We start from the raw sequence: 24,230 nt of genomic DNA on the forward strand, positions 1-24,230 counted from the left end.
CCTGTATTACCCTCTTTTTCGCCGAAAGCCGGACGACGACGTCCGAACCGCGGTATTCTCCTGAAGTTGTATCACCGGGCTGATAAATTCCTTCATCACCCGACGATAAACATCGCGTTTGAAAGAAACAACCTGACGAACCGGGTACCAGTAACTGACCCAGCGCCAACCATCGAACTCAGGCGTGCCACTGCTTTGCATATTGATGTCCGACTCATTACACATTAACTGTAGCAGAAACCATTTTTGCTTTTGGCCGATACATACCGGTTTTGTATCCCAACGCACCAAACGTTTTGGTAATTTATAGCGTAACCAGCTACGGGTAGAGGCCAGAATACGAACATCTTTTCTTCTTAACCCCACTTCCTCATACAGTTCACGGTACATCGCCTGTTCCGCGCTTTCTCCGGGGTTAATTCCCCCCTGGGGAAACTGCCAGGAGTGCTGACCGTAACGACGGGCCCACAAGACCTGTCCCTGCCGATTACAAATTACAATGCCAACATTCGGGCGGTAGCCATCATCATCGATCACCGGACTACCTCGATAGACTTAAATGCAAAGATAACTTGATTGTTTCACACTCCCGCCAGACGGTAAACCACTGCTTGGAACAGTTATCGTTCTAATAAGAGTCAGATAACCCACAGACTTCATCAAAGTTATAAACATGTTAAGTTCAATATCGCCGTTTTATTCACTATTTCTGTGGACATCTTTGTGCAGAACCCATGAAAAAGTGAGTAAAACTTATTTTTCAGTTAAAAACCGCCCCGCGGAAAATAAAAAAATAATTATTATTTTTCATAAAATTAGGTATTTTCTTAACAGCTAGATCACTGAGAGATCCTCTGAGTGAACGACCATCGCCGAAATAGTGGCGAAAGATCGCGCTATGCCGGTTTTATCCACAGAACCTTATCCCTCATCAGGCAAAAAACAGACAAAAACAGCAAAATCCCCGCGCGTCAAGGCTGTAAATCAAACCAGTAATCCCTCTTTATCCGGGTTATCCAATAAATCTGTGGATAAGATGGTGTAAGATCCTGTTCATTGTTAGCGTCTACAAGTGCACAGTTTACGAAACGCGAATCGGCAAGCGGGATTGTACTTAAAAAAATCGCTATGAATCATGCTATTATTGAGTTTCTCAACAGACTTTCCGCTTGTGCACGAATGCGTTTCAAGCATTGTGTTTTTTTTGAACAGAAAAAATCAGGCTATGGATTTTATGAATTCACCCTCCGTATCCGCTACGCCGCCGCAGAGCGAGCAGGAACTGTTGCTGCGCGCCCAGTCGCTGGCGGGCTACAATTTGGCCGAGCTGGCGGACATCGCGCGACTGCCTCTGCCGGCGAATCTGAAACGGGATAAAGGGTGGATCGGCATCCTGCTGGAGCACTTTCTGGGCGCCAGCGCCGGCAGTAAACCGGAACAGGATTTCCCCGATATCGGCATTGAACTGAAGACCATCCCCATTGACGAACAGGGACGGCCGCTGGAGACCACCTTCGTATGCGTTGCGCCGTTAACCGGCAACAGCGGCGTCACCTGGGAAAGCTGCCACGTTCGCCATAAGCTGGCGCGGGTGTTATGGATACCGGTCGAAGGCTCGCGGCACATCCCTCTGGGCGCACGTCGTATCGGCGCGCCGCTTATCTGGAGCCCCAGCCGGGAAGAGGAAGAGCAACTGCGGCGCGACTGGGAAGAACTGATGGACCTGATTGTTCTCGGCCGGGTGGAAAGCATCACCGCGCGCCACGGCGAAGTGCTGCAATTGCGTCCCAAAGCGGCGAATAGCCATGCGTTGACGGAAGCGATCGGCGAGTTCGGACAACCGATTCTGACCTTGCCCCGCGGATTCTACTTAAAGAAAACATTTACCGCCCCCTTGCTGGCGCGCCATTTTCTGCTGTAACCTGCGACGCTTTTTCTTGCCTGCTCACCAAGACAGCAGCGTATAATATCGTTTACATTTCGTTTAAGGTGCTTTGATATAATGTTCGATTGGATTGTTGACCCGAATGCCTGGTTAGCTCTGGGTACGCTAACTATTCTGGAAATCGTTCTGGGTATCGACAACATTATTTTTCTGTCGTTAGTTGTCGCCAAATTACCCAAAGCTCAACAAAATAAAGCGCGTCGTATAGGACTCATGGGCGCCATGCTTATGCGTCTGGGATTGCTGGCGTCCATCGCCTGGGTTATCCGCCTGACCAATCCGTTGTTTACCGTATTAGACAATGAGATCTCCACGCGCGACCTGATCCTGTTTTTCGGCGGATTATTCCTGATCTGGAAGTCGATCAGGGAAATTCACGACATGGTGGATGGCGGTTCTGAAGATCACGTCTCGCAGGTGCATTCCTTTTTCGGCGCGATCGTTCAGATCATGCTGCTGGATATCATCTTCAGCCTGGACTCGGTGATTACCGCCGTTGGTCTTTCCGACCATCTGTTTATCATGATGGCGGCAGTGATCATTGCGGTTGGCGTCATGATGTTTTCCGCCCGGGCCATCGGCGAGTTTGTGGAGCGTCACCCGTCGGTCAAAATGCTGGCGCTGGCATTTCTGATCCTGGTGGGATTCACCCTGATTCTGGAAAGCCTCGATGTGCATGTACCGAAAGGCTACATCTATTTCGCCATGTTCTTCTCCATGTCGGTGGAAGCGCTGAATCTGCTGCGCGGTAAAAAAACCAAGTGACGGATTAAGGAAATCGCCCCCCACGGACCAGGGGGGCATTCATGGCGACCTTGCGCGCTTGATCATTAAATCTCAAATCCCTGACGGGGTTTTCCCACTATTCTTACTCAACCTTAACACTCTATTTGTTAGACTCGCGCAATAGCTCCGTTTTGACTATCGGCAACAGGTAATGATGATGAAAGTTTGGATGAAAATGGCGGTCACGCTCGCGTTATTGTTCACCCTGTGCGGCTGCGCCAGTAACTACGTGATTGCGACGAAAGAGGGAGAGATGCTGCTGACGCACAGTAAACCGATCCTGGACAAGGATACCGGCATGATCGCCTACATTGACGAAGAGGGTAACGAGAAACACATTAACAACGATCGGGTTTCCCAGATAATCGAACGCTGATTTTCACTATTTTCAGGCAACCTTTCGATACGCCCCCGCAGTTTTAGACAATAAAGACGCTTCCCCACACGGCGCGGCTTCGTTATAGTCAAACCCAGGTGTTGATACCCAAGCGCTTTCAAGATGCAGGAAGCCAACCCCTGCGACTTGCAGCATGACGAGTATAGATGCGCACCTGCCGTTCTCAGAGATAAAGGAAGCTGGCAATGCTATATCACCGAATTCCCCACAGTGCTTTAGAAGTGAGTGTTCTGGGTCTTGGCACCATGACCTTTGGCGAACAAAACAGCGAAGCCGAAGCGCATGCGCAACTGGATCACGCCATAGCCGCCGGCGTCAACCTGATTGACACCGCCGAAATGTATCCGGTGCCGCCGCGGCCGGAAACCCAGGGATTAACCGAAAGCTATATTGGTTCCTGGCTGAAATCCCGGGGCGGACGTGAAAAACTGATTCTGGCCAGCAAAGTGGCCGGCCCGGTTCGCGGCAACGATAGCGGCATCCGCCCGCAGCAGGCGCTGGATCGAAAAAACATCCGCGACGCGCTGGATGAAAGCCTGAGGCGTCTGAACACCGATTATCTCGATTTATATCAACTGCACTGGCCGCAGCGGCAAACCAACTGCTTCGGCAAACTGAGGTATCAGTATACGGATGACAAACCGGCCGTGACGTTATTGGAAACGCTGGAAGCCCTGAACGAACAGGTGCGGGCTGGGAAAATCCGTTATATCGGCGTGTCCAACGAAACCCCATGGGGCGTAATGCGTTATCTGCATCTGGCGGAGAAACACGACCTGCCGCGCATTGTGTCGATTCAAAACCCCTATAGTTTGCTGAACCGTAGTTTTGAAGTGGGTCTGGCGGAGATCAGCCAGCATGAAGGCATTGAGCTATTGGCCTATTCCGCGCTGGCATTCGGCACGCTGACCGGGAAATATCTTAACGGCGCGAAGCCAGCCGGCGCACGCAACACGCTGTTCAGCCGCTTTGTGCGCTATAGCGGTTCGCATACTGAACAGGCGATTGCCGAATATGTAGCGCTGGCGCGCAAACACGGCCTGGATCCGGCGCAAATGGCGCTGGCTTTCGTGCGCCAGCAACCGTTTGTCGCAACCACGCTGCTGGGCGCGACGTCGGTGGAGCAGTTGCAGACCAACCTCGACAGCCTGGCGCTCACGTTGGATAGAGAAATACTGGACGAGCTGGAGGCAATCCACCGCCGCTTTACCATTCCGGCGCCTTAAAGACCGAAACCGGGCCATCCACTGTGGCCCAATCCCGCCATCCCCTGCGCCCCAATCCGTCATCCCTGCGGTTCAACCACGTTATCCCCGCGATCCAATCCCGTCATCCCCGCGGCCCAATCCGTCATCCCTGCGGCCCAATCCCGTCATCCCCGCGGCAGTAGGCGGGGATAAGGGCAAGAGAATTATTTCAAGGTTTGCAGCAAACTTTTACGCTGATTCTCCAGCGAGGTGACCCGGCCGCACACCTCGTTGCCGAAGCTCTGAAACGCCATTTCCTGGTTGTTCCACTCGCTCTGAATGGCTTTCTGCAAACCACCGAGATTGCCCATCATCACCTGTAGCGGATTGCCGCCGCTCGACATCTGCTTGACGCCCATTTCGTTCAGGCTGTCTTGCAATACGCCGCCCATGCTTTGCTCGACGATCTGCTTGCCGTCCTGTTCAACCTGCTTAATCGCCTGATGGTGGAAAGTCAGGCCATCGCTGCGCTGTTCGATAATGCGATTCATCTGCTGTTTGAGCTGTCCATTCAGCGTGGTCAGCCGGTTACGCACGTTACTGTCGCTGCCCAGTTCCTGCACAATCACTTTATCCAGCGCCACGCGCGCTTTTTCCAGATGCTGCCGCGCGCCCTGATCGATCCAGGGAAGCTGCTGGCGTAAATCCGCCTGATAGGCTTTGGACTGCCGGCGCTGCTCGGCGCTAAGCGTCTGCGGCACGCCGTTACGTATAATGTCGCCCTGCGGAGATATCTGTAAATTTCCGCTGGCGCCGATGACCTGCACATGTTGCGGACTGATAACGATATCGTCCTGCGGATTAACATTACACTGGTAGGCGGCCTGAGCCTGCCAGGCTAACATCATCAATAAACCCAGAGTCATTTTACGCAGCATATTTTCTCCTGAGGGAAACAGCGAGGGGACGGTGAACGGTCCGCCCGTCGCGGGGCGGAAAGCGGCTGGATAACGGCGCGGTTAACCAGCCTGAGCAAGATCTAGATCAGTTCCTCTGGCAAATCCCACCAGATATCAAACAGTTCACTGACCTTCACGTCCGTCAGACTTTGACCTTCCAGCCAGTGACCGACCAACAGGCGGTGCTCGTCCGTGCAGTGACCGATTTCCTGTAGGCAGACCAGCCCCTGCCATTGCAGATAACCGCTGCCTTCGAACGCCAGCCCGTTGGGCTCAATCACGTCATCAACGAACTTATCCATCATCCGATCGATATCGTCAACGCTGGTCCCTTCGGGGAAGCGCCAACTCACGGAAAATCCCAGTTCCTGAAACTCATCAATGTGTAGTTTTTTACGTAAACGACGGCTACGAGCTTGTGCCATTATTTCATCCTCTCAAACATCAGATCCCAAACGCCATGCCCTAAACGCTGGCCGCGAGCTTCAAATTTCGTCAGCGGACGTGATTCCGGCCGCGCAACATAGTCATTATTATCGGAAAGATTACGATATCCTGCGACGGAGCCCATCACTTCGAGCATATGCTGGGCATAAGGTTCCCAGTCCGTCGCCATATGGAAAACACCGCCGACCTTTAATTTGCGCAGCACCAGTTCAACGAACGGAACCTGCACAATACGGCGCTTGTTATGTCGGGCTTTATGCCACGGGTCGGGAAAGAAAAGCTGCACCATCGACAGCGAACCGTCGGGGATCATGCTTTCCAGCACTTCCACCGCGTCATGACACATGACGCGCAGGTTGCCGACCTCCGCCTCATGCGCGGAAGAAAGGCACGCGCCGACGCCCGGCAGATGCACCTCAATGCCGAGGAAATTCTGTTCCGGATGCTGCGCCGCCATCGTCACCAGCGACGCGCCCATACCGAAACCGATCTCCAGCACCACCGGCGCATCACGGCCGAACAGCGAGGTAAACGCCAGCGGTTCGGCCTGAAACGCTACGCCCATCACCGGCCAATAGTTATCCAGCGCCTGTTGTTGCCCGTTGGTCAAACGCCCCTGTCGGCGAACAAAACTGCGTATGCGACGCAGCGGGCGTCCGTTTTCATCAAATTCCGGTGAGATGACGTTATTAATCATAAAGAGTGTTTACTGTCTGTCCGATTTCGTTAAGGAAACGCGCATTATGCAAGGATACTGTGGTTTAGCAAGAGCGCCGCCTCGGAAAGTTCCGGTTTACAGCACATTCACTCTGTGCTGGAATCGCTGTCAAACTTTTTACCTGCCGGATAGTGATCCCTTTTATGATGCAAGCGCAACAGTTCGCGCACCAGGTGCTGAACTGGTACCAACGCTATGGCCGAAAAACCCTGCCCTGGCAGCTTGAGAAAACGCCTTATAAGGTATGGCTGTCCGAAGTGATGCTGCAACAAACGCAGGTCGCCACGGTCATCCCCTATTTTCAACGTTTTATGTCGCGCTTTCCGGATGTGAAAGCGCTGGCCGCCGCCCCGCTGGACGAAGTGCTGCACCTGTGGACCGGGCTGGGCTACTACGCCCGCGCCCGTAACCTGCACAAGGCCGCGCAGACCATCGTGGCCCGCCACGGCGGCGTGTTTCCGACCACGTTCGACGAAATCGCCGACCTGCCGGGCGTCGGGCGCTCTACCGCCGGCGCCATCCTGTCGCTGTCGCTGGGACAGCATTACCCGATTCTCGACGGCAACGTAAAGCGCGTGCTGGCGCGCTGCTATGCGGTAGACGGCTGGCCGGGCAAAAAAGAGGTGGAGAAGAAACTGTGGGCATTAAGCGAATCGGTAACGCCCGCCGCCGGCGTCGAGCAGTTTAATCAGGCGATGATGGACCTGGGGGCGATGGTGTGTACCCGCAGCCGTCCCAAGTGCGAGCTCTGCCCGCTGAATAGCGGCTGCGTCGCCTACGCTAATCACAGTTGGTCGCAGTACCCCGGCAAGAAACCCAAACAGACGCTGCCGGAAAAAACCGGCTGGTTCCTGCTGCTGCAACAGGGGTCGACGGTCTGGTTACAACAGCGGCCCGCGGTCGGGCTATGGGGCGGACTATTTTGCTTTCCGCAGTTCAACCAGCGCAGCGAATTGGAACTCTGGCTGCGACAACGTGGTCTGAACGCTGATGGACTGCAACAGCTCGTCGCTTTCCGGCACACGTTCAGCCATTTCCATTTGGATATCGTGCCGATGTGGCTGGCTGTTTCACAGCAGGATATCCCACAAACCGGGTCTTGCATGGATGATGGCCCAGGTCTCTGGTATAACTTAGCGCAGCCGCCCTCTGTCGGATTGGCCACCCCGGTTGAACGCCTGCTGCGCGAATTGGCCCAGCCACAGCCAATACAATCGAATGCCTGCAAAATTAACGAGGAAGAAGCATGAGCAAAACCATTTTTTGTACTTTTTTACAACGTGAAGCCGAAGGGCAGGACTTTCAGCTCTATCCCGGAGAACTGGGCAAACGCATCTATAACGAGATATCAAAAGACGCCTGGGCGCAATGGCAAACCAAGCAAACCATGCTGATCAACGAAAAGAAGCTGAGCATGATGAACGTTGAAGATCGCAAACTGCTGGAACAGGAAATGGTCAAGTTCCTGTTTGAAGGTAAGGACGTGCATGTCGAAGGTTACACGCCTCCGAGTCATTGATATTGCAGGGCCGGACGGCCCTTTTGCGCCCTTATTCCGACACGGCTTTTTATATGAAGAAAATTTTAGCTCTGCTGATCATCGCACCGTTATTGGTTTCCTGTTCGGGAAATAAAAGCTCGACCGACAATGAAGCGTTCATCAAGGATACCAATGCCTTTGACATTCTGATGGGACAGTTCGCCCATGATATCGAGAATATCTGGGGCATGAATGAAGTCCTGATTGCCGGGCCGAAAGACTACGTAAAATATACCGACCAATATCAGACCCGCAGCCACATCAACTTCGATGCCGGTACCATCACCATTGAAACCATCTCGGCGACCAACTCCACGGCCAGTTTGCGCCAGGCCATCATCACCACCCTACTGATGGGCGATGACGCCAGCAACACCGACCTGTATTCGGACGCCAACGACATTCAGATCAGCCGTGAGCCCATGCTGTACGGCCAGGTGCTGGACAATACCGGAGAGCCGATCCGCTGGGAAGGCCGCGCCGCCAACTTTGCCGATTACCTGATACAAAACCGATTGCAAAAACGCAATTCCGGGCTGCATGTTATCTGGTCGATCACCATCCAGTTAGTCCCCAACCACCTGGATAAGCGCGCGCACAAATACCTGCCGCTGGTGCGCAAAGCCGCGGAGCGCTATGGCGTTGAAGAGTCGCTAATCCTGGCCATCATGCAAACCGAATCCAGCTTCAACCCTTATGCCGTCAGCCATGCGGACGCGCTGGGATTGATGCAGGTCGTCCAGCACAGCGCCGGCCGCGACGTCTTCAAAATGAAAGGGAAATGGGGACAGCCAAGCCGCAGCTACCTGTTCGATCCGGAAAATAACATTGATGCAGGCACCGCTTATCTGTCGATCCTGAAGAATAGCTATTTAGCCGGCATTGAGAACCCAACGTCGCGGCGCTACGCCGTTATCACCGCCTACAACGGCGGCGCGGGCAGCGTATTGCGCGTGTTCTCCAGCGACAGGAGCCGTGCTATCGATGTTATCAACGGCATGTCGCCGAGCGACGTGTATAACACGCTGACCACCAAACATCCGTCAAGCGAGTCACGGCGTTATCTGTATAAGGTCAATTCCGCCCAGAAGAATTACCGCCGCTAGCGATATCGCAATAATAACGGCTGAGCCTCTGGTACGGATGACCAGAGGCTCGGTATCATAAGCGCCTCCATCCCTATCCGACTGCACAAGGAACCGGCATGCCCGCAATACCGTTACCTTTTATCACCGCGTTCCTGCTCATCGTCCTTTTCCTGCGCCTGCGGCGCGTTAACGGCAACCGCCGTTCGACAAAAACAGAAACGGCGTTTGTCGCCGTCAGTTGTCTCGCCATCGCCCTATGCGGATTTCACTGGGGTACATCGCTGCCGCTACCCGCCTTTTTACAGCCGATTGTCGCCGCCGCCGTGCCTGCGCTGTTTTGGCTGAGCTTCAAACCGGACATTCGCGACGGCGGACAGCGCGCTCGCTACTGTCGGCATCTGTTTCCCGTGGTCGGCGTGGCCCTCTTGACGGCCATGAAAACCAGCCTGCTCGATTTATCGCTGCTGATGATTTACGCCGGTTATGGCGTCGCGCTGATTCATGCATCATGCGCGCAGCCATCGGAACAGCCGCGATGGAAAAAAACGTCCTTTCTGGCCGGCGGTTATTTTATCTTCTCAGGCCTGGCGGATATCGCCATCGCGCTGGATCTGGCTATTTTTGACGGCAGGCAGGCGCCGGGAATCATTGCCGCCGCCCACATGGCCACACTCGTCGTTCTGACCGTTCTGATTGTGACGAAAAATCCCTCCCTGGCGGGAGCGGCAGAGCAAAAAGACAGCGACGACATACAGCCCGCCAGCGCTGAAGATCGGGCGCTGGCGGAAAAACTGGACCAATTGATCCGCACCCATAATCTCTATACCGACCCCAATATGACGATCCAACGCCTTGCCCGTCGGCTGGGCATCCCTACCCGACAACTTTCGGAAGCCATTAATCGCGTTTACGGACGCAATATCTCTCAAATCGTGAACGGCTATCGTATTGATGAGGCCCGGCGATTACTCAGCCAGACGGATGAACGCATCACCGACATCATGTTGGCCTGCGGTTTCCAGACCAAATCAAACTTCAATCGGGAGTTTTTGAAATCCACAGGGATGAGTCCCAGCCAGTGGCGACGCGCCAACGCTTCATCAGCCGCCGCTAGCGCCGTTGCCATGCCTGCGCCAGAAAGCCGCTGATCTTCTCGATCAGCGCAAGATGAATAGCCTCGCGGGAACCCCCGGCGCCATCCATGCAGATAATGCCCTCACCCGGATCTGAGGCATTGATGAGGTCTGCCGCGCCCGGTTTGCAAAGCTGCATAAAGCTAAAATGCGTGGCATCAGCGCTCTCCCAATATTGGGACGTTTCTCCCGGCAGAGACTTCATCAGGTACTGTGACTCAAGCGAGGCCGGCAGAACGGGATCGGGAACGCCGGCGGCGATAACCAGTACGGGTATGCTCACGGCGGCAAGACTCGCCGGGGTAAAGCCTCTCGCCAGTCCGAGGTCGAGCGAAACGACCGCGCTGACCCGTTGATCCCGCGCAGACGCATCAATCCGCGCTCTCGACTTTGCATCCTTTCCCGCGCCGATCGCCTGATAGGTTTTGCAGGAGGCGAGCTGTGGCCGCGTCAGGCAATCCTCTGCGAACCGTTCGGCATTGAAACGCGCGCCGGCCACGGCTAACGCCGTCCAGCCGCCCAGTGAATGTCCGATCACGGCAACCTGCTCCGATGCCGTCTTCCCTGCAATATCCGAGTTTTCCTGCAAAGCGGTAATCACCCGGCTGATGTCGTCGGGCCGCAGCCAAAGTTTCGCCGCCAGCGCGGGTTTCATATCGAAGGATGTGGTGCCGGGGTGATTAATGGCCGCCACGATATATCCTTTTTGCGCCAGCGCGTAGGCCAGCCAAAGTTGATTGCGCCAGTTTCCGCCATAACCGTGGGAAAGCACCGCCAACGGATGTAAACCTGACCGCGGCGGCGCATCGTTAATCACCGGCACGCCGAAAAAAGCGGTATTCTCGCCGAGCGGCGCCGTATCCCCGGCGGCATCCGTCGGATACAGCACAACGCCGCTCAGCGCTCGCCCCCCCCGATCGTCGGCCAAATCCAACTGCCGATAGCCCACAGCTGAAGAGGTCGGCGACGAGAAACACAACAGACAACCCCAGGTAAAAACGATAAAAAAGAATTTCATAATGGAAAGCTCCGCTAGCCCCCGACAACGTTTACCGCGCAAAAATGCGTATACGCGGCGATGTGAACAATGAAGGGAATAAATGAACGTCGCCTTTTTACTGAAAGTTACCGTTGCAAGAGACCTAAAACGCTATTTAGTACCTTTTATTTGCTAAAACGGGGAATCGCAAAATAGCATGACGGCGCCTATGACCGCCTCCTGCGCACGAACAGACGCTGCTAATAATACAATTTTAAATCATTATGTTAGCCTGGTATTTTCAGACTGCGGCGAGTCGATATTTTATAGCAAGATAACCTATCTGATAGTAAAATTGCGCCGCACTGATTATTCAAGTCCGATGATCAAATAAGAGAAGGGAGCACCATGAAAACAACGGAAACAGGTAAGTATTCGAAAAAATGGCAAACCCGTTTCGATTTTTTTGAGCGATACGGCGCACCAAAAACAAAAGAATTCCGCATCGCCATCAGGCAAGAAAAGTTTTTCCGGCGCCTGCTGATTAATATGAATTACTCTGCATTCTTCTTTGGCTGCATCTATTTCTTCATCATCGGGTTATGGCGAAAAAACCTCGCCCTGATTGCGATAATAGCTGTATTCAGTGTTATTCAGTTGATGTTGCAAGAGGCGACCGGCTCGCGCTTCCCGGCTGTCTTCGATCTGATTATTAATCTCTTAACCGCGATGATTTGGGGAATAACGGCAAATTACGCTTATTATCTCAACGAGGTAAAAGGCAGCAAAAGTTGGAATCCATTCGAAGGAATATTATAAGACGTAAAACAATCGTGTCTGAAAAAATAAAGCGCCGCACAGCGAGTCATCAATCCCGTTAAGCACCGCCATCCGCGTATCCGACAGTCAGTAAGGCAGCCTTACTGACTGCAATAATGCCGGCCAACCGTCCCCCTCTGCGGAAACGCATTTTTGCCACCCATGTCGAGAAAGGGTAACATTGACGCCATTTTTTGCGCCATTACCTTTGAATTGGCAAAATCGGTTTAACAAATCTAGAGCAAATAAAAAACACAACATATTTAAATTCAACATCTTACAAAATTAAACATGAGTAACCGACAGGTGTACAGGTAAGTAATGACTCAAAGCAAAAGAACAAATAGCGGACATGATGCAAACCAAAAACGACGTTGGCTGGACTCACATGAAGCAGGTTATAATAAAGGATTAGGTAATCGTCACGTTCAAATGATTGCCATCGGCGGCTCTATCGGCACCGGACTCTTTCTCGGCGCCGGCGCGCGTTTACAGATGGCCGGCCCGGCGCTGGCGCTGGTCTACCTGACCTGCGGCATTTTCGCATTTTTCATTCTGCGCGCGCTGGGCGAGCTTATCGTCCACCGTCCGACCAGCGGCAGCTTCGTCTCCTACGCCCGTGAATTTTTAGGCGAAAAAGCCGCTTATGCAGCGGGCTGGATGTATTTCCTCAACTGGGCCATGACCGGCATCGTCGACATCACCGCGGTGGCGCTTTATATGCACTACTGGGGTACCTTCGCCGACGTGCCGCAATGGCTTTTTGCATTGATTGCCCTGTCTCTCGTCACCATGATGAACCTGATCGGCGTGAAATGGTTTGCCGAAATGGAGTTCTGGTTCGCGCTGATCAAAGTGGCCGCTATTTCTCTGTTTCTGGTGGTGGGGAGCGTTTATCTCGGCATAGGCACGCCCCTGGACGGTAACCAGACCGGCTTGCATCTGATCACCGATAACGGCGGCATCTTCCCGCACGGACTCTTGCCTGCGCTGGTGCTGATGCAAGGGGTGATTTTCGCCTTCGCGGGCGTGGAAATGATCGGTATTACCGCCGGCGAGTGCCGGAATCCGGAAACCGTGCTGCCGAAAGCCGTGAACAGCGTGATCTGGCGTATCGGCATATTTTATGTCGGCTCCATCACCCTGCTGGTCTGTCTGCTGCCCTGGAACGCCTATCAGGCCGGGCAAAGTCCTTTCGTGACCTTTTTCAGCAAACTGGGCGTGCCATACATCGACTCGATTATGAACATTGTCGTGTTATCCGCCGCGCTATCCAGCCTGAACTCCGGTCTGTACTCCACCGGGCGCATTTTGCGCTCGCTGTCGCTGGGCGGGTCAGGCCCGAAGTTTCTGTCGAAGATGAGTCGCCAAGCCGTTCCTTATACCGGCATTTTAGTGACGGTGAGCATTCATATTATCGGCGTTTTTCTTAACTATATCGTGCCGTCCCAGGTGTTTGAAATCGTCCTGAATGTGGCTTCGCTGGGCATACTCTCCTCCTGGGGATTCATCATCGTCTGCCAGATGAAGCTGCGTAAGGCCATTTCTCAGGGGAAAGCCAGCCCGGTGTCTTTCAAAATGCCGTGGGCGCCGGTGACCTCCTGGCTGACGCTGGCGTTTCTGCTGGGCGTGCTGGTGCTGATGGCGTTTGACTACCCGAACGGAACCTGGACTATCGCTTCCCTTCCCATGCTGGCATTAATGCTGACCGCGGGCTGGTTAGGGCTGCGCAAGCGCAAGGCCAGCCAGGCGTCTGAAGATGAAAGCCGGGAGCAGAAGTCCGCCGCCATCTGAAGACGAACAGGCCCGGAGAACCGGGCCTGTCGTCATTACTGCTCAATCACATAGCCATAAAGCCGTTTGCCGCCGTCTTCCTCCGCCACGCTGTAGACGCCTTGCAGCTCGGGGGAAAATCCCGGCAGCAGATTGATCCCGGCCTCCAAAGCCAGAAAATAGCGCTGCACCGCCCCGCCCCATACTTCGCCCGGCACCACGCATAACACGCCCGGAGGATAAGGCAACGCGCCTTCCGCCGCGATTCGGCCGGCGATTTCAGCTATCGGCACCAGTTCGATATTTCCGCGCACAAATTCGCTGTTGGCTTCCTGCGGCAGCATCGCCGCCGCGGGAAAGTCCGCTTTACGGAACATCGCTTTCTGCAAGTCTTTCACATTGTGACCGGCATAGAAGTCATGCATTTCCTGACACAGCCGACGTAAAGTGTAACCGCGATAACGTCGTTCGTATTTTTGATACAAACTGGGCAACACTTCGCTCAACGGCGCATCTCTGGCGATCAGCCGTTCAAAATGGACGATAGCCTCTACCAGGCGCTGCATTTTGACGCTGTCTTCCGCCGGCGTCAGCAGGAACAGTATCGAATTCAGATCGCATTTCTCAGGAATAATGCCATGCTCGCGCAGATAATTGGCCAGAATGGTCGCAGGAACGCCAAAATCGGTATATTCGCCGCTCATCGCATCGATTCCCGGCGTGGTTAACAGTAATTTACAGGGGTCGATAAAATATTGATCCTGCGCGTAACCGTCAAACGAGTGCCATTTTTCACCCGGCTCGAAATTAAAGAAGCGCACATCATGCGCAATAATGTCCGTATCGTGATCCTGCCACGGGATCCCCGCTATCGTCGGTGGCACAAACGGCTGAAACAAATCACAACGCGTCAGCAGTTGCTTACGCGCCTCAATGCCGATTTTCACACACTCCAGCCATAACCGGCGCCCGCTGGTACCCTCATGCATTTTGGCGTTCACATCCAGCGCAGCGAACAGCGGGTAGAACGGGCTGGTGGTGGCATGCAACATAAAGGCGTTATTAAAGCGTTTATGATTACAGAAACGCCGCTGGCCTTTAATGTGCGTGTCTTTCTTATGTATCTGCGACGTCTGGGAGAAGCCGGCCTGCTGTTTATGCACCGATTGGGTAACAAAAATGCCGGGATCGTTTTCATTCAGATCCAGCAACAACGGCGAGCATTGCTCCATCATCGGAATAAACTGCTCGTATCCCACCCAGGCGGAATCAAACAGAATGTAGTCGCAGAGATGACCGATGCTATCAACCACCTGACGCGCGTTATAAATCGTCCCGTCGTAGGTGCCGAGCTGGATAACCGCCAGACGAAACGGACGCTGTTGATTAGCCCGCTCCGGCGCCACTTCGCTCACCAGATTACGCAGATAGGCTTCATCAAAACAGCGGGCGTCAATCCCGCCGATAAAACCGAATGGATTACGCGCGGTTTCCATATAGACAGGCGTCGCGCCGGCCTGAATCAGCGCGCCGTGGTGATTGGATTTATGATTGTTGCGGTCAAACAGCACCAGATCGCCGCGCGTCAGCAGCGCGTTGGTCACCACCTTATTCGCCGCGGAGGTTCCGTTCAGCACAAAGTAGGTTTTATCCGCATTAAACACGCGAGCGGCGAATTTCTGCGCCTTCTTCGCGGCGCCTTCATGGATCAGCAAATCGCCCAGCTTCACATCGGCGTTGCAAATATCCGAACGGAAAATATTCTCGCCGTAAAAATCAAAAAACTGTCTTCCCGCCGGATGCTTACGGAAAAATTGTCCGCCCTGATGCCCCGGACAGGCAAAGGTGGTGTTTTCCATTTCGACATACTTGACCAGCGTATCGAAAAACGGCGGCAGCAGCGTCTCCTGATAGCGCTGCGCGGCGCGCTCCAGCACCTCGGCATAGGCGCCGTCCTCGTCCAACGGCAACCACTCGCTGCCTGCCGGCAACATATCTGACAGTGAATCGACATGGTTATCCAGCGCCACAAAAGCCGGGATGGTAAAACCGGTGTGATGCAATATCGACAAAATTCCACAGCGGGCTTCCTCAATGGAGACGACGACCGCGGCCACATCGGTAAAATCAGTCTGACTTAGCGCAACAATTTCTCGTGCAGTGATTAAACGGGCGGCAACCGCCGAATTAGCCGCAATTTTTAACTGTTTCATTTAACCAAACCCAAACGGTTAAGGATGAGTGTACGTGTCCGGAAGACACGGCGCAGGGATAACAATCCCGACCAATCACAATGCCGATCGGTAACGACGAACGCACGATCCCCACAGTGATTACTGTAGGTCAAGAATGAGCAAACTGAAGCCAGCGCCATCCGATAGACATCAGTAAAATCAGAGCGGAACTCTATTTTTAATCATGCCTAACAGTGAGCGTACGAACGCCTCACCGCATGGTGGCGGGGGATAATCGTAGAGACAGGAAAAAGCGGCGGAAACAAGAAGCGCACGACGCCGTCATCAAAGATCCGGCGCAGGCATTTCGCACCATGAGCAATGAATCCGACATATCAGCAGCCCTCTTTAGCCACGGGATGAACAAGGCGTTCAAGCGAACAGGAAGTTAAAAACCGCGCAATATTGGCATTATTTTCCGCCAAATTCAAGAAACGACCGGCTTTGGTTTTGTATCAACCCGCAACACGATAACGAACGCCCGCATGACGAACCGAAAGCAACCTCACCCGTCGCCGGAAGATTAAACAGCGGCTGCCGGAAACAGCAATATTGCCTGAAAATAGAGCAAGCACGCGGGTTTGTGACAGAAACCCGTTGACGCCGCGCAGGCAATACGGTTTAATGCGCCCCGTTGCCCGGATAGCTCAGTCGGTAGAGCAGAGGATTGAAAATCCTCGTGTCCTTGGTTCGATTCCGAGTCCGGGCACCACCTTTCCTTTTTTATGCCTCCTTATCAATTCCTATGTGTATGTAATTCAATAAGTTGGCGTAAAAATCTTTCCCGATGCGTTTTGATTTATCCCTTCGTATCCGGAAAATTTGGGGTCAGATTGCGGGTCGTTCAGTTCGATGAACGAAGGAGACCCTCACATGGCCCTGAATGACAGCAAAATCCGCGCAGCCAAATCTCGCGCAAAATCCTACAAACTTACCGATTCGCAAGGCTTGTATCTGACGGTATCCGCCAGCGGCGCTAAGTTATGGTATTTCCGCTATCGCCTCGGCGGTAAGGAAAACCGTCTGGCCTTTGGCCCCTACCCTCAGACTACGCTGGCGGAAGCCCGCGAAAAGCGCGATGCAGCGCGTAAGCTGCTGGCGTCTGGCCGCTGCCCTGCCCTGATGCGCAAAAAGGATAACGCCGCCGTTGATGAATCCCGCACCTTTCAGTACATCGCCACCGCATGGCACACCAGTTGCCTTAAGCTCTGGTCGGACGCTCACGCCGATAAGATCCTCACCTGCCTGAAACGCTACGTTTTCCCCGCGATCGGTTCGATGGATATCGCTCTGATTGAGACCCGGCATCTGGCACAGTTGGTTAAAACCATCGACGATAAAGGCGTGCATGACGTCGCCGGACGGGTACGCCAGCATCTGACCAAAATCATGCGTCACGCGGTACAGCAGGGCGTGATTAAATATAATCCGGCTTACGATCTGGATGGCGTCGTGACCCCGGTAGTGACCCAACATCACCCCGCCCTGCCGCTGAAACGCCTGCCTGAACTGCTGGAGAAGGTAGATAGCTACAAAGGCCGGATACTGACCCGTCTGGCGCTGGAATTAAGCCTGCATGTTTTCCTGCGCTCCAGTGAGCTACGTTTTGCCCGCTGGGATGAATTCAACCTGAAAGCGCATATCTGGAGTGTGCCCGCCCAGCGCGAAGCCGTAAACGGCGTGCGGTTCTCAGAACGCGGTGCCAAGATGAAGGATGAACATCTGGTTCCGCTGTCACGGCAGGCGGTCACCCTGCTGAAACAGATTCAGGCAATTTCCGGTGAGTCGGTCTTCGTTTTTCCGGGCGCACATACCCTGAACAAGCCGATGAGTGAGAACACCATCAATAAGGCGCTGCGCGTAATTGGCTATGACACCAAAACCGAAATCTGCGGCCACGGCTTCAGAACCATGGCCTGTAGCGCCCTGAACGAGTCCGGACGCTGGTCAAAAGACGCCATCGAGCGGCAGATGAGCCACAAAGAGCGCAACGGCGTGCGGGCGGCCTACGTGCATAAAGCGGAGCATCTGGAAGCCAGAATCGAAATGATGCAGTGGTGGTCGGATTATCTGGACGTCAGCCGGGATGGATATGTTGCGCCGTATATTTATGCGCGGAGTCATTCGGCTGGCTAACGCGCTGCGCTTGTTGGCTCCTGACGGGCTTTCTATGTGATAGAAAGCCCGTCAGGAGCGTTGTCGTAAAACCATTCAGGCATTCAGCCAAACGTTTCTTATACGTTAGGATTTGCTACATCGACTGACTCAAACCACCGTTCAGCCTTTTGGTTCAATACCGCGCGTCTGGAGTTCCTTACGCAGAACACGCTTGATCCACGTAGCCAATGTCTTGTCGCCATCCTTATGGGCTTGTTCTTCTAATTGCGCACGAAATTCGTGGGACAGTCGAATTTGATACTGGTCTGTTTTTGTTTTTTCACTTGACATTGTAATTACAAATTCCATAGCATGGTATAGTTGTAATTACACCGCAATTACATGGTGTTTTGCAACAGTAAAGAGCGAAGCCCGGCAGTGCTAGGAACACTAACCGGGCTTCTGACCACAACATTATGAGGACTAATGCTATGGCTGACACCGATAGTAACACGGGCGCGTCTTATCAATCACTGCCGGATTATGAGAACCGTTACTCTGCCATGAGTGCCGCGCTGGCTCGTCTGGACTTTTCACACATGGACAATGACGAACTTTCGCTGGTCACTGAATATTGCGCCGAAACGCAGGCAGGACTTTGCCATTGCCTGAATTTCATTGGCGATGCGCTAATTACCTTTGCCGATAATGACGTGTGCGAATCGACGCCAGAAAGTTTGTGTCAGTTGGGGCATGGGTTAACCGCAATCAGTTTACTCATCCCTGCCCTTACCACGATGCACAAACGCGCACATTTACTCACCGCCAGATAGCCATCTGAACATCACCAGCCTGATTAAAGCTCTGCCGTTAGGTCAGAGCTTTTTTACTTCCGTAGCTGAATGACAATAATTCTTCCCATCCGATATTGAGTTGTTTGCAGGCAACACCGCCCTTTCCCTGTAGCCTTCCCTACTGGCTGATTTCAGCGGGGAGAAGACATGCCAGTACGTTTTATTTTCGCGACGCTGACCGCACTCAACATGCCATTCAGCCACGACGCAGGACGCGACGGGGTTAGGCGGTTGAATGCCTGCGCCTCGCGGGCATTCAACCGTGGTGTGAGGCGAGTAAATTCCATTTCGCAGAAAGGGCACATTTGCGTCGTCCGAACCCACCCGCGAGCGTTTCCCCCAAGGGAAACCGAGCAGGCCGGGGGGAGCCGAATAAATTTTGCCGCCCCAGCGAGCAAAAAGACGCGCCCACGCGTCGGTTTATTTGGGGGGCTTCAGCCCCGCACACCGTCGTGGCTAAGTCTCCGGCCACCAGCCGGTAGCGAGGCGCGACTACCCACTTTGAAGGCGTTTTCCCATTTTTCGCTGACCGGAACGGGCAAAAGAAAAAGTGGGCTAAAAACGGCGTCTCAAAGGGGGTAGTCGCGCGTAGCGCGCGACGGTGTGCCGCCGTTGACGTTGGGGGTTTTGGCGTGGCGTCCAGCCGCGACATTACCCCCATGCGACAGGCAATAAGGGCGTCCAGCCCGCATGAACTGGCGCACGCCGTTCTGTGCCGGGAAAGGTATTTTCCGGCGCATGGCCGTGTAGCGGTCACCGCATTCGCCTCACGAGATCGCCTCATGACGTCGACTCATGCCAGTGGGCGAAGGTATGCGCCCATGCAATGAGGCGATAAAGCCAAAAGAGAGAACCAGCCAAATAAAATGTGAAGGAGGATGCATGCTTATTTATGATTACCGTGAACGACGGGCGCGTAATCACGAAAAGATCCGAGTCCTGCTCAATTTTCTGAAACAAGAAACCTACAGCGACTTTAAAACGTTGATGCTGCTTTTTGATTATAAAAATCACAAGCCGCTTTATCTGTTGCTGGCAAAAGCCATCGACATGGGATTGATCCAAAAGCATGAAATAAACACCAGAATGGTGAAAATCGCTCTGTGGGGGATTACCAATGACGGATTATCCGTTGTTGCCACACCCCATGAGGATGGTTTTCCTGCACGGTTTGAGCCCTCGAAAGTCACTGGCTGGATGCTGATGCAGCGCCTTGATCGTCAGCTAGCGCGGCTCCTTCTTGAGAAGAAAGGCGCTTATGGGTGGATCAGCGGCGCTGATTCAACATTCCGCAGCCGCTATGAGGTATATCATCGCCCGGCCGGGGTGATAACGTTACCAGACGGAACCGTTATCGCCGTTGAGACTGAACGCCATCTGAAAACCAAGGCCCGTTATCAGGCAATTATCACCCAACATTTGATAATTCGTACTCAAAAACGTTGGATGTATGTCTTCTATATCGTGCCAGATCCACAGAAAAAACGGGCTATCGAACTGCTATTAAATAGTGTCAAACACGCCATCGTGAATCATCAGCGTATCTCGCTGGAAGCGAAGCACCGTCATGTTTTTCGGGTTTATACGGTTGAAGAGTTGAAGGGGTTGGAGTTGGGAAATTACGCTTAATCGCACTCTTTTTGAAAAAAAGCTATTAAAATAATAAGTTAATTACATTTAATCGAACTGAAGTCCCAATCCATAGAGGCTGGCTTTGTAGTCCATCAACGGTTCGAAAGTGTCTAGATTGTCCGCAGCAATTCACGACACTGAATCTCGAGCTTTAGATGCAACCCAAAGTTTTTCCCGTGCGTCCGTGTTATCCACTCGGGTACGTTCTGTAACGCGGGAAAGCATGACAACAGGAACTGGATCAGGTATATTATGATTAAAATTTTTAATTGCGCATTTGTTGACATGGCAAAGAAAGTAAAAAAAAATAATCCAAGCTGTTGGGACAAGCGAATGTACGCAACATTTTTTAGCTAGTTCTTTTATATTATGACGATTTATCGTTAATTATTATTAGATTCAGCGATATATTTAAGGAAGAGAACTAATGTCACAATTGCTTGACGATAATTATCCAAATGGAATGTTAACAGATACTTTTATTAAAAAAGCTTTAGCACAACTTTTTTCTGAGAATGCAAATGAGGCTAAAGCAAAGTATTCGACATATGAGTTATCTCTTGATTCAGGACATGAGATAATTAAACATGATGAACATGGTAGTATTCAGAGAAATGAAGTTAGAAATAAAAATAATTTGGTATCTGCAGATCCCGGTGACACAATTTTAGTGTATTCTAAAGAAACATTTTCCTTACCAAAGAATGTCTATGCAAGAGTTAATACTGTTGGGCAGATTTTCATGGCAGGATTTTCAGCCGAAAATACCTATGTAGATCCAGGTTTTGCAGGAAAAATATCAATTACGTTAATTAATAACTCTAACCGTACCTTAACAATGGAAGAGAATTCACCACTTGCTAGAGTCGAATTTATAAAACTTACCGACGTTCCTGAAATAACTCACTTAGGCAGAAGTGGGGTTCGTGAAACTAGAGTAAAACCGAGCATTGATTCTAACTTGGCATTAACATTTGAAAATGCTGAACTTCCTGAATTAATAAAAGAAATTAAAAATTCTATTATTGTTGATGCTATACAGAAAAAATCAGTTCGAACAGATATTGCTTTATCAAGGGCATATATTGATCTAGTATCTGACATCAAAGAAATAAATAAAACCATAGAAAATCAAAAAGAAAAAATAAAAAGATGGTCTTGGCTAGCTGCTCTAGGACTCGGAACTGCGTCGGCATTATGGATAGATAAATTTGGATTGACAAGCGCAATTGTAAGTTTGGCAACACAAAGTACTAGCCCAGCTTATTGGTTAACAATTTTCGTAAACATTATCTGTTCTATAGTTGCAACTATTGCTTATGAAAAAATAATAAAAAGATTTAAAAAATGAATGAAATAAAAAGGAAAAAATTCAGAGAGTATTATCAACCTAGTAAAATCATGTTGGGTATTATTCCGGGACATGATAAATTTGAATACAATATAATAACATTATGTTTTACAACAACGTGTTCATATAACCCCCCCATGATTTCTTTATCGATAGAGGAAAGAAATTTCTCCTATCACTTAGCCGAAAAATGTAAAGAATTAGTTTTGGCCATTCCTGGAAAATCAATCGCTAATGAAACAATGCAATGCGGATTTTATAGTGGTAGAGAAATTGATAAGTTCTCAAAATGTAATTTTACGAAATTAAAACTTCCTAAACTTGAAACGCCAGGGATAGCCGAAGCTATTGCGAATATTGAGACGAAAGTTATTACTCGTATCAAGTCTGGTGATCATATAACTCTTTTCTGTGAGGTGTTAGGCTATCACCTTAACAATTCAAAAATTGAAAAAAATTTAATATCTATTGGTCCCAATACATTAGGATATGATCTGTTAGTAAAGAAGGGGATGCACAGAATTGGAGTTATAACAGGCAATGACGAAAATTATCATGATTTTTTTATTTGATTTTATTGACGCATAACTACCTTATATCTTAAAATTTTCTTATAATTTAAATTATAGAAAACTTAGTTATATAATGGCACTGAAATTAATAACTAATTTATCATTTAAAATAGAGTAGCTAAATAGCTACTCAGAATATTATCTCATTTTTAAGCAACTCAGTCCAAATCAAGAGTTCGATCAATACCCAACCTAACTGGACAGCACATACATACTTCAACATTACGGAACTGTAATAGTTTGAAATTAAATACACTCTACCAAATTCCTCAGCTACAGTCGTTGGCTTACCTACAAATTTCTTGAATAATAAAAAAAATACAGCAGTCGAAAATTTCGTTGCCATCAAAGTAGTTTTATCCTAATAAAACATATTTAACATTCTACCCTATCTATTTTATAAAAAATTCATACCGGCACTGAAGAAGGGAATAAATCATTTTCTTTTATCCACAGTCTCCTGTCTCCGCTATTGGAGTAAATATGTAAAAAAAGCAATTACACGGTTCAAATTACAGTCTATTTTTGTTTTAATTTTTGCTTTTCTTTTTTGGAATTTTTAAGTTACTTAACTTTTTATCTAATTTTTCAAATCCTACAGTACCATATTCAATTGCAGCTTGCTTTTTGTATAGTTCAATCCAATTCTTACCACATGTCTCGATATGGCATGCTGAGGTATTTGGATCTATATACTTAATTTTTGCCGTTTTACAAACTTGGCGTTTGAAAAAACTTTTGCTATCCTTTGCATTTTTTAGTATCGCTATATGTATGAATAGACTTCCAAAATAAATCCCTTTCATAATTATTCCTTTTGGTAAAAAATCAGGAATATTTGATGTTATTCTTACATAAAAAGGCGCACAAAGATTATCATCTGAGACTTCAATATTTGAAAATTCTTCAAGCTTTCCATTGAGTTTAACTGGAGAAGTTATTCCAAAAAACATCATAACTTCACTTTTATCGGGGATATCAACGCCCTCTAAAATGAATTTTCTATAATCATTAAAAACAGATGAATAAGGTTCACCACCTGCTACAGCAGCATTATAGCTTATTTTCATAACCCATCTAAGCAACATATTATAATCATAATTGATGTCAGTTTTTGTTTTAAAAAATGATTGTGTCAGAAAGCCATTTTCAATTAGAAAATTTTTACCGTACCCATCCAAATTACCTAGAGGTCCATTGTTGCAATCCCCACAGACATCTGCAATCTTCGCTTCTCCACCAATAACATCATTAGCTCTTTCGTTCCATCCGATACTTGGTAAGCCGGAATCAGTTTGGAATTTGTAAAGAAAACTAGGGATAATATGTTCTCTAGTCATTGTCTTTTCGAGAGTACAATATCGGCATTTCATTTTAATATCCTTTCGCTTATTCAAACTCAATTGTGCCACTCATTATACATAGTAATTCTATAGAAGTAGTCATTCGCTATGTAAATATCAAGCTAAGTCAACTCATCCGCTTTTACAGCTCTTCCGGCATACTGATTGTGCCCTGGAGGTAGGTCTCTATATGCAAAGTTCGATTCACCGAATACCATTTAATATCGTTCTTAAATCAGTCGAAGCTAAGCGGTAAGTGTCAAGATAGTTGGCACCCCCGGTTAATTTATACCACCTGTTTTTCCCGCTCCGGATTCAATGTCACCACGCCTGTCGGCTGCCAGTTTCTCGTCCTCCCTGACCAGCGTTCCGGATG

Annotated in this window: 23 protein-coding genes and 1 tRNA gene; 16 read left to right on the forward strand and 8 right to left on the reverse strand. The window is 50.4% G+C overall.

The window, feature by feature from the left end; all coding sequences use genetic code 11:
• Positions 1 to 6: 6 nt before the first annotated feature.
• On the reverse strand, positions 7 to 537 hold the full coding sequence (gene rppH, locus ABRZ26_RS07755; protein WP_319603668.1) for an RNA pyrophosphohydrolase: 531 nt from the start codon (positions 535 to 537) through the stop codon (positions 7 to 9).
• Positions 538 to 1,234: 697 nt separating this feature from the next.
• Here rppH and mutH point away from each other — a divergent pair.
• The 4 genes from mutH to ABRZ26_RS07775 all read left to right on the forward strand — a co-directional run bounded on the left by mutH (position 1,235) and on the right by ABRZ26_RS07775 (position 4,354).
• Positions 1,235 to 1,921: a DNA mismatch repair endonuclease MutH gene (gene mutH / locus ABRZ26_RS07760; RefSeq protein ID WP_319603669.1), complete on the forward strand. Its 687-nt coding sequence runs from the start codon at positions 1,235 to 1,237 to the stop codon at positions 1,919 to 1,921.
• Positions 1,922 to 2,002: 81 nt separating this feature from the next.
• Positions 2,003 to 2,710 (forward strand): TerC family protein, encoded by a 708-nt coding sequence (locus ABRZ26_RS07765; RefSeq protein WP_319603670.1) that lies wholly within the window; start codon positions 2,003 to 2,005, stop codon positions 2,708 to 2,710.
• Between the two features lie 178 nt (positions 2,711 to 2,888).
• A complete protein-coding gene (locus ABRZ26_RS07770) occupies positions 2,889 to 3,107 on the forward strand; it encodes a YgdI/YgdR family lipoprotein (protein ID WP_319603708.1) in 219 nt (72 codons plus the stop codon).
• Positions 3,108 to 3,313: 206 nt separating this feature from the next.
• The gene (locus tag ABRZ26_RS07775; protein ID WP_319603671.1) at positions 3,314 to 4,354 is read left to right on the forward strand and encodes an NADP(H)-dependent aldo-keto reductase; all 1,041 of its coding nucleotides are present in this window, start codon (positions 3,314 to 3,316) and stop codon (positions 4,352 to 4,354) included.
• A 185-nt stretch (positions 4,355 to 4,539) separates the two neighbouring features.
• Here the strand turns inward: ABRZ26_RS07775 and ABRZ26_RS07780 are convergent, their stop codons facing one another.
• The 3 genes from ABRZ26_RS07780 to trmB form a co-directional block, all read right to left on the reverse strand.
• Positions 4,540 to 5,253: a YggN family protein gene (locus ABRZ26_RS07780; protein ID WP_319603672.1), complete on the reverse strand. Its 714-nt coding sequence runs from the start codon at positions 5,251 to 5,253 to the stop codon at positions 4,540 to 4,542.
• A gap of 101 nt (positions 5,254 to 5,354) precedes the next feature.
• Entirely contained in the window at positions 5,355 to 5,699 is a 345-nt protein-coding gene (locus ABRZ26_RS07785) for a YggL family protein (protein ID WP_319603673.1), read from the reverse strand.
• Positions 5,699 to 6,418, reverse strand: coding sequence for a tRNA (guanosine(46)-N7)-methyltransferase TrmB (gene trmB, locus ABRZ26_RS07790; protein ID WP_319603674.1), 720 nt, complete (start codon positions 6,416 to 6,418; stop codon positions 5,699 to 5,701). Before trmB ends, ABRZ26_RS07785 begins: the two co-directional genes overlap by 1 nt.
• Before the next feature lie 164 nt (positions 6,419 to 6,582).
• Between trmB and mutY the strand changes: the two genes are divergently transcribed.
• The 4 genes from mutY to ABRZ26_RS07810 all read left to right on the forward strand — a co-directional run bounded on the left by mutY (position 6,583) and on the right by ABRZ26_RS07810 (position 10,215).
• Positions 6,583 to 7,689, forward strand: coding sequence for an A/G-specific adenine glycosylase (mutY, locus tag ABRZ26_RS07795; protein WP_319603675.1), 1,107 nt, complete (start codon positions 6,583 to 6,585; stop codon positions 7,687 to 7,689).
• The gene (locus tag ABRZ26_RS07800; protein ID WP_319603676.1) at positions 7,686 to 7,958 is read left to right on the forward strand and encodes an oxidative damage protection protein; all 273 of its coding nucleotides are present in this window, start codon (positions 7,686 to 7,688) and stop codon (positions 7,956 to 7,958) included. Before mutY ends, ABRZ26_RS07800 begins: the two co-directional genes overlap by 4 nt.
• A gap of 53 nt (positions 7,959 to 8,011) precedes the next feature.
• Positions 8,012 to 9,085 (forward strand): membrane-bound lytic murein transglycosylase MltC, encoded by a 1,074-nt coding sequence (gene mltC, locus ABRZ26_RS07805; RefSeq protein WP_319603677.1) that lies wholly within the window; start codon positions 8,012 to 8,014, stop codon positions 9,083 to 9,085.
• Between the two features lie 98 nt (positions 9,086 to 9,183).
• A complete protein-coding gene (locus tag ABRZ26_RS07810; RefSeq protein WP_319603678.1) occupies positions 9,184 to 10,215 on the forward strand; it encodes a helix-turn-helix domain-containing protein in 1,032 nt (343 codons plus the stop codon).
• On the opposite strand, the gene ABRZ26_RS07815 is transcribed toward ABRZ26_RS07810, so the two are convergent.
• Positions 10,178 to 11,218, reverse strand: a complete 1,041-nt coding sequence (locus ABRZ26_RS07815) for an alpha/beta hydrolase family protein (RefSeq protein ID WP_319603679.1) — start codon at positions 11,216 to 11,218, stop codon at positions 10,178 to 10,180. The genes ABRZ26_RS07810 and ABRZ26_RS07815 overlap by 38 nt on opposite strands.
• Before the next feature lie 369 nt (positions 11,219 to 11,587).
• Between ABRZ26_RS07815 and ABRZ26_RS07820 the strand changes: the two genes are divergently transcribed.
• Together ABRZ26_RS07820 and ansP are read left to right on the forward strand one after the other, a co-directional pair.
• Positions 11,588 to 11,998 (forward strand): DUF2628 domain-containing protein, encoded by a 411-nt coding sequence (locus ABRZ26_RS07820; RefSeq protein ID WP_319603680.1) that lies wholly within the window; start codon positions 11,588 to 11,590, stop codon positions 11,996 to 11,998.
• A gap of 321 nt (positions 11,999 to 12,319) precedes the next feature.
• Complete coding sequence (ansP, locus tag ABRZ26_RS07825) at positions 12,320 to 13,792, forward strand: L-asparagine permease (RefSeq protein ID WP_319603681.1); 1,473 nt, start codon at positions 12,320 to 12,322, stop codon at positions 13,790 to 13,792.
• Positions 13,793 to 13,827: 35 nt separating this feature from the next.
• Here ansP and ABRZ26_RS07830 read toward each other — a convergent pair whose 3' ends face one another.
• Entirely contained in the window at positions 13,828 to 15,984 is a 2,157-nt protein-coding gene (locus ABRZ26_RS07830) for an ornithine decarboxylase (RefSeq protein WP_319603682.1), read from the reverse strand.
• A gap of 657 nt (positions 15,985 to 16,641) precedes the next feature.
• Here ABRZ26_RS07830 and ABRZ26_RS07835 point away from each other — a divergent pair.
• Positions 16,642 to 16,717: transfer RNA gene (locus ABRZ26_RS07835), tRNA-Phe, on the forward strand.
• Positions 16,718 to 16,878: 161 nt separating this feature from the next.
• Positions 16,879 to 18,141 (forward strand): tyrosine-type recombinase/integrase, encoded by a 1,263-nt coding sequence (locus tag ABRZ26_RS07840; RefSeq protein ID WP_319603683.1) that lies wholly within the window; start codon positions 16,879 to 16,881, stop codon positions 18,139 to 18,141.
• Positions 18,142 to 18,282: 141 nt separating this feature from the next.
• Here the strand turns inward: ABRZ26_RS07840 and ABRZ26_RS07845 are convergent, their stop codons facing one another.
• Positions 18,283 to 18,453, reverse strand: a complete 171-nt coding sequence (locus ABRZ26_RS07845) for a hypothetical protein (RefSeq protein ID WP_162847981.1) — start codon at positions 18,451 to 18,453, stop codon at positions 18,283 to 18,285.
• A 140-nt stretch (positions 18,454 to 18,593) separates the two neighbouring features.
• On the opposite strand from ABRZ26_RS07845, the gene ABRZ26_RS07850 reads away from it, so the two are divergent.
• The 4 genes from ABRZ26_RS07850 (at position 18,594) to ABRZ26_RS07865 (ending at position 22,511) form a co-directional block, all read left to right on the forward strand.
• A complete protein-coding gene (locus ABRZ26_RS07850) occupies positions 18,594 to 18,935 on the forward strand; it encodes a hypothetical protein (protein ID WP_319603684.1) in 342 nt (113 codons plus the stop codon).
• 903 nt (positions 18,936 to 19,838) lie between these two features.
• Positions 19,839 to 20,585, forward strand: coding sequence for a MobC family replication-relaxation protein (mobC, locus tag ABRZ26_RS07855; RefSeq protein ID WP_319603685.1), 747 nt, complete (start codon positions 19,839 to 19,841; stop codon positions 20,583 to 20,585).
• A gap of 430 nt (positions 20,586 to 21,015) precedes the next feature.
• A complete protein-coding gene (locus ABRZ26_RS07860) occupies positions 21,016 to 21,939 on the forward strand; it encodes a dCTP deaminase domain-containing protein (RefSeq protein ID WP_319603686.1) in 924 nt (307 codons plus the stop codon).
• The gene (locus tag ABRZ26_RS07865) at positions 21,936 to 22,511 is read left to right on the forward strand and encodes a flavin reductase family protein (RefSeq protein ID WP_319603687.1); all 576 of its coding nucleotides are present in this window, start codon (positions 21,936 to 21,938) and stop codon (positions 22,509 to 22,511) included. Before ABRZ26_RS07860 ends, ABRZ26_RS07865 begins: the two co-directional genes overlap by 4 nt.
• Positions 22,512 to 23,041: 530 nt before the next feature.
• Here ABRZ26_RS07865 and ABRZ26_RS07870 read toward each other — a convergent pair.
• Complete coding sequence (locus ABRZ26_RS07870; RefSeq protein WP_319603688.1) at positions 23,042 to 23,851, reverse strand: hypothetical protein; 810 nt, start codon at positions 23,849 to 23,851, stop codon at positions 23,042 to 23,044.
• Between the last annotated feature and the right edge of the window lie 379 nt (positions 23,852 to 24,230).

Origin of the sequence: Brenneria sp. L4-2C, assembly GCF_040240335.1 — a bacterium.
Classification (GTDB): domain Bacteria; phylum Pseudomonadota; class Gammaproteobacteria; order Enterobacterales; family Enterobacteriaceae; genus Brenneria.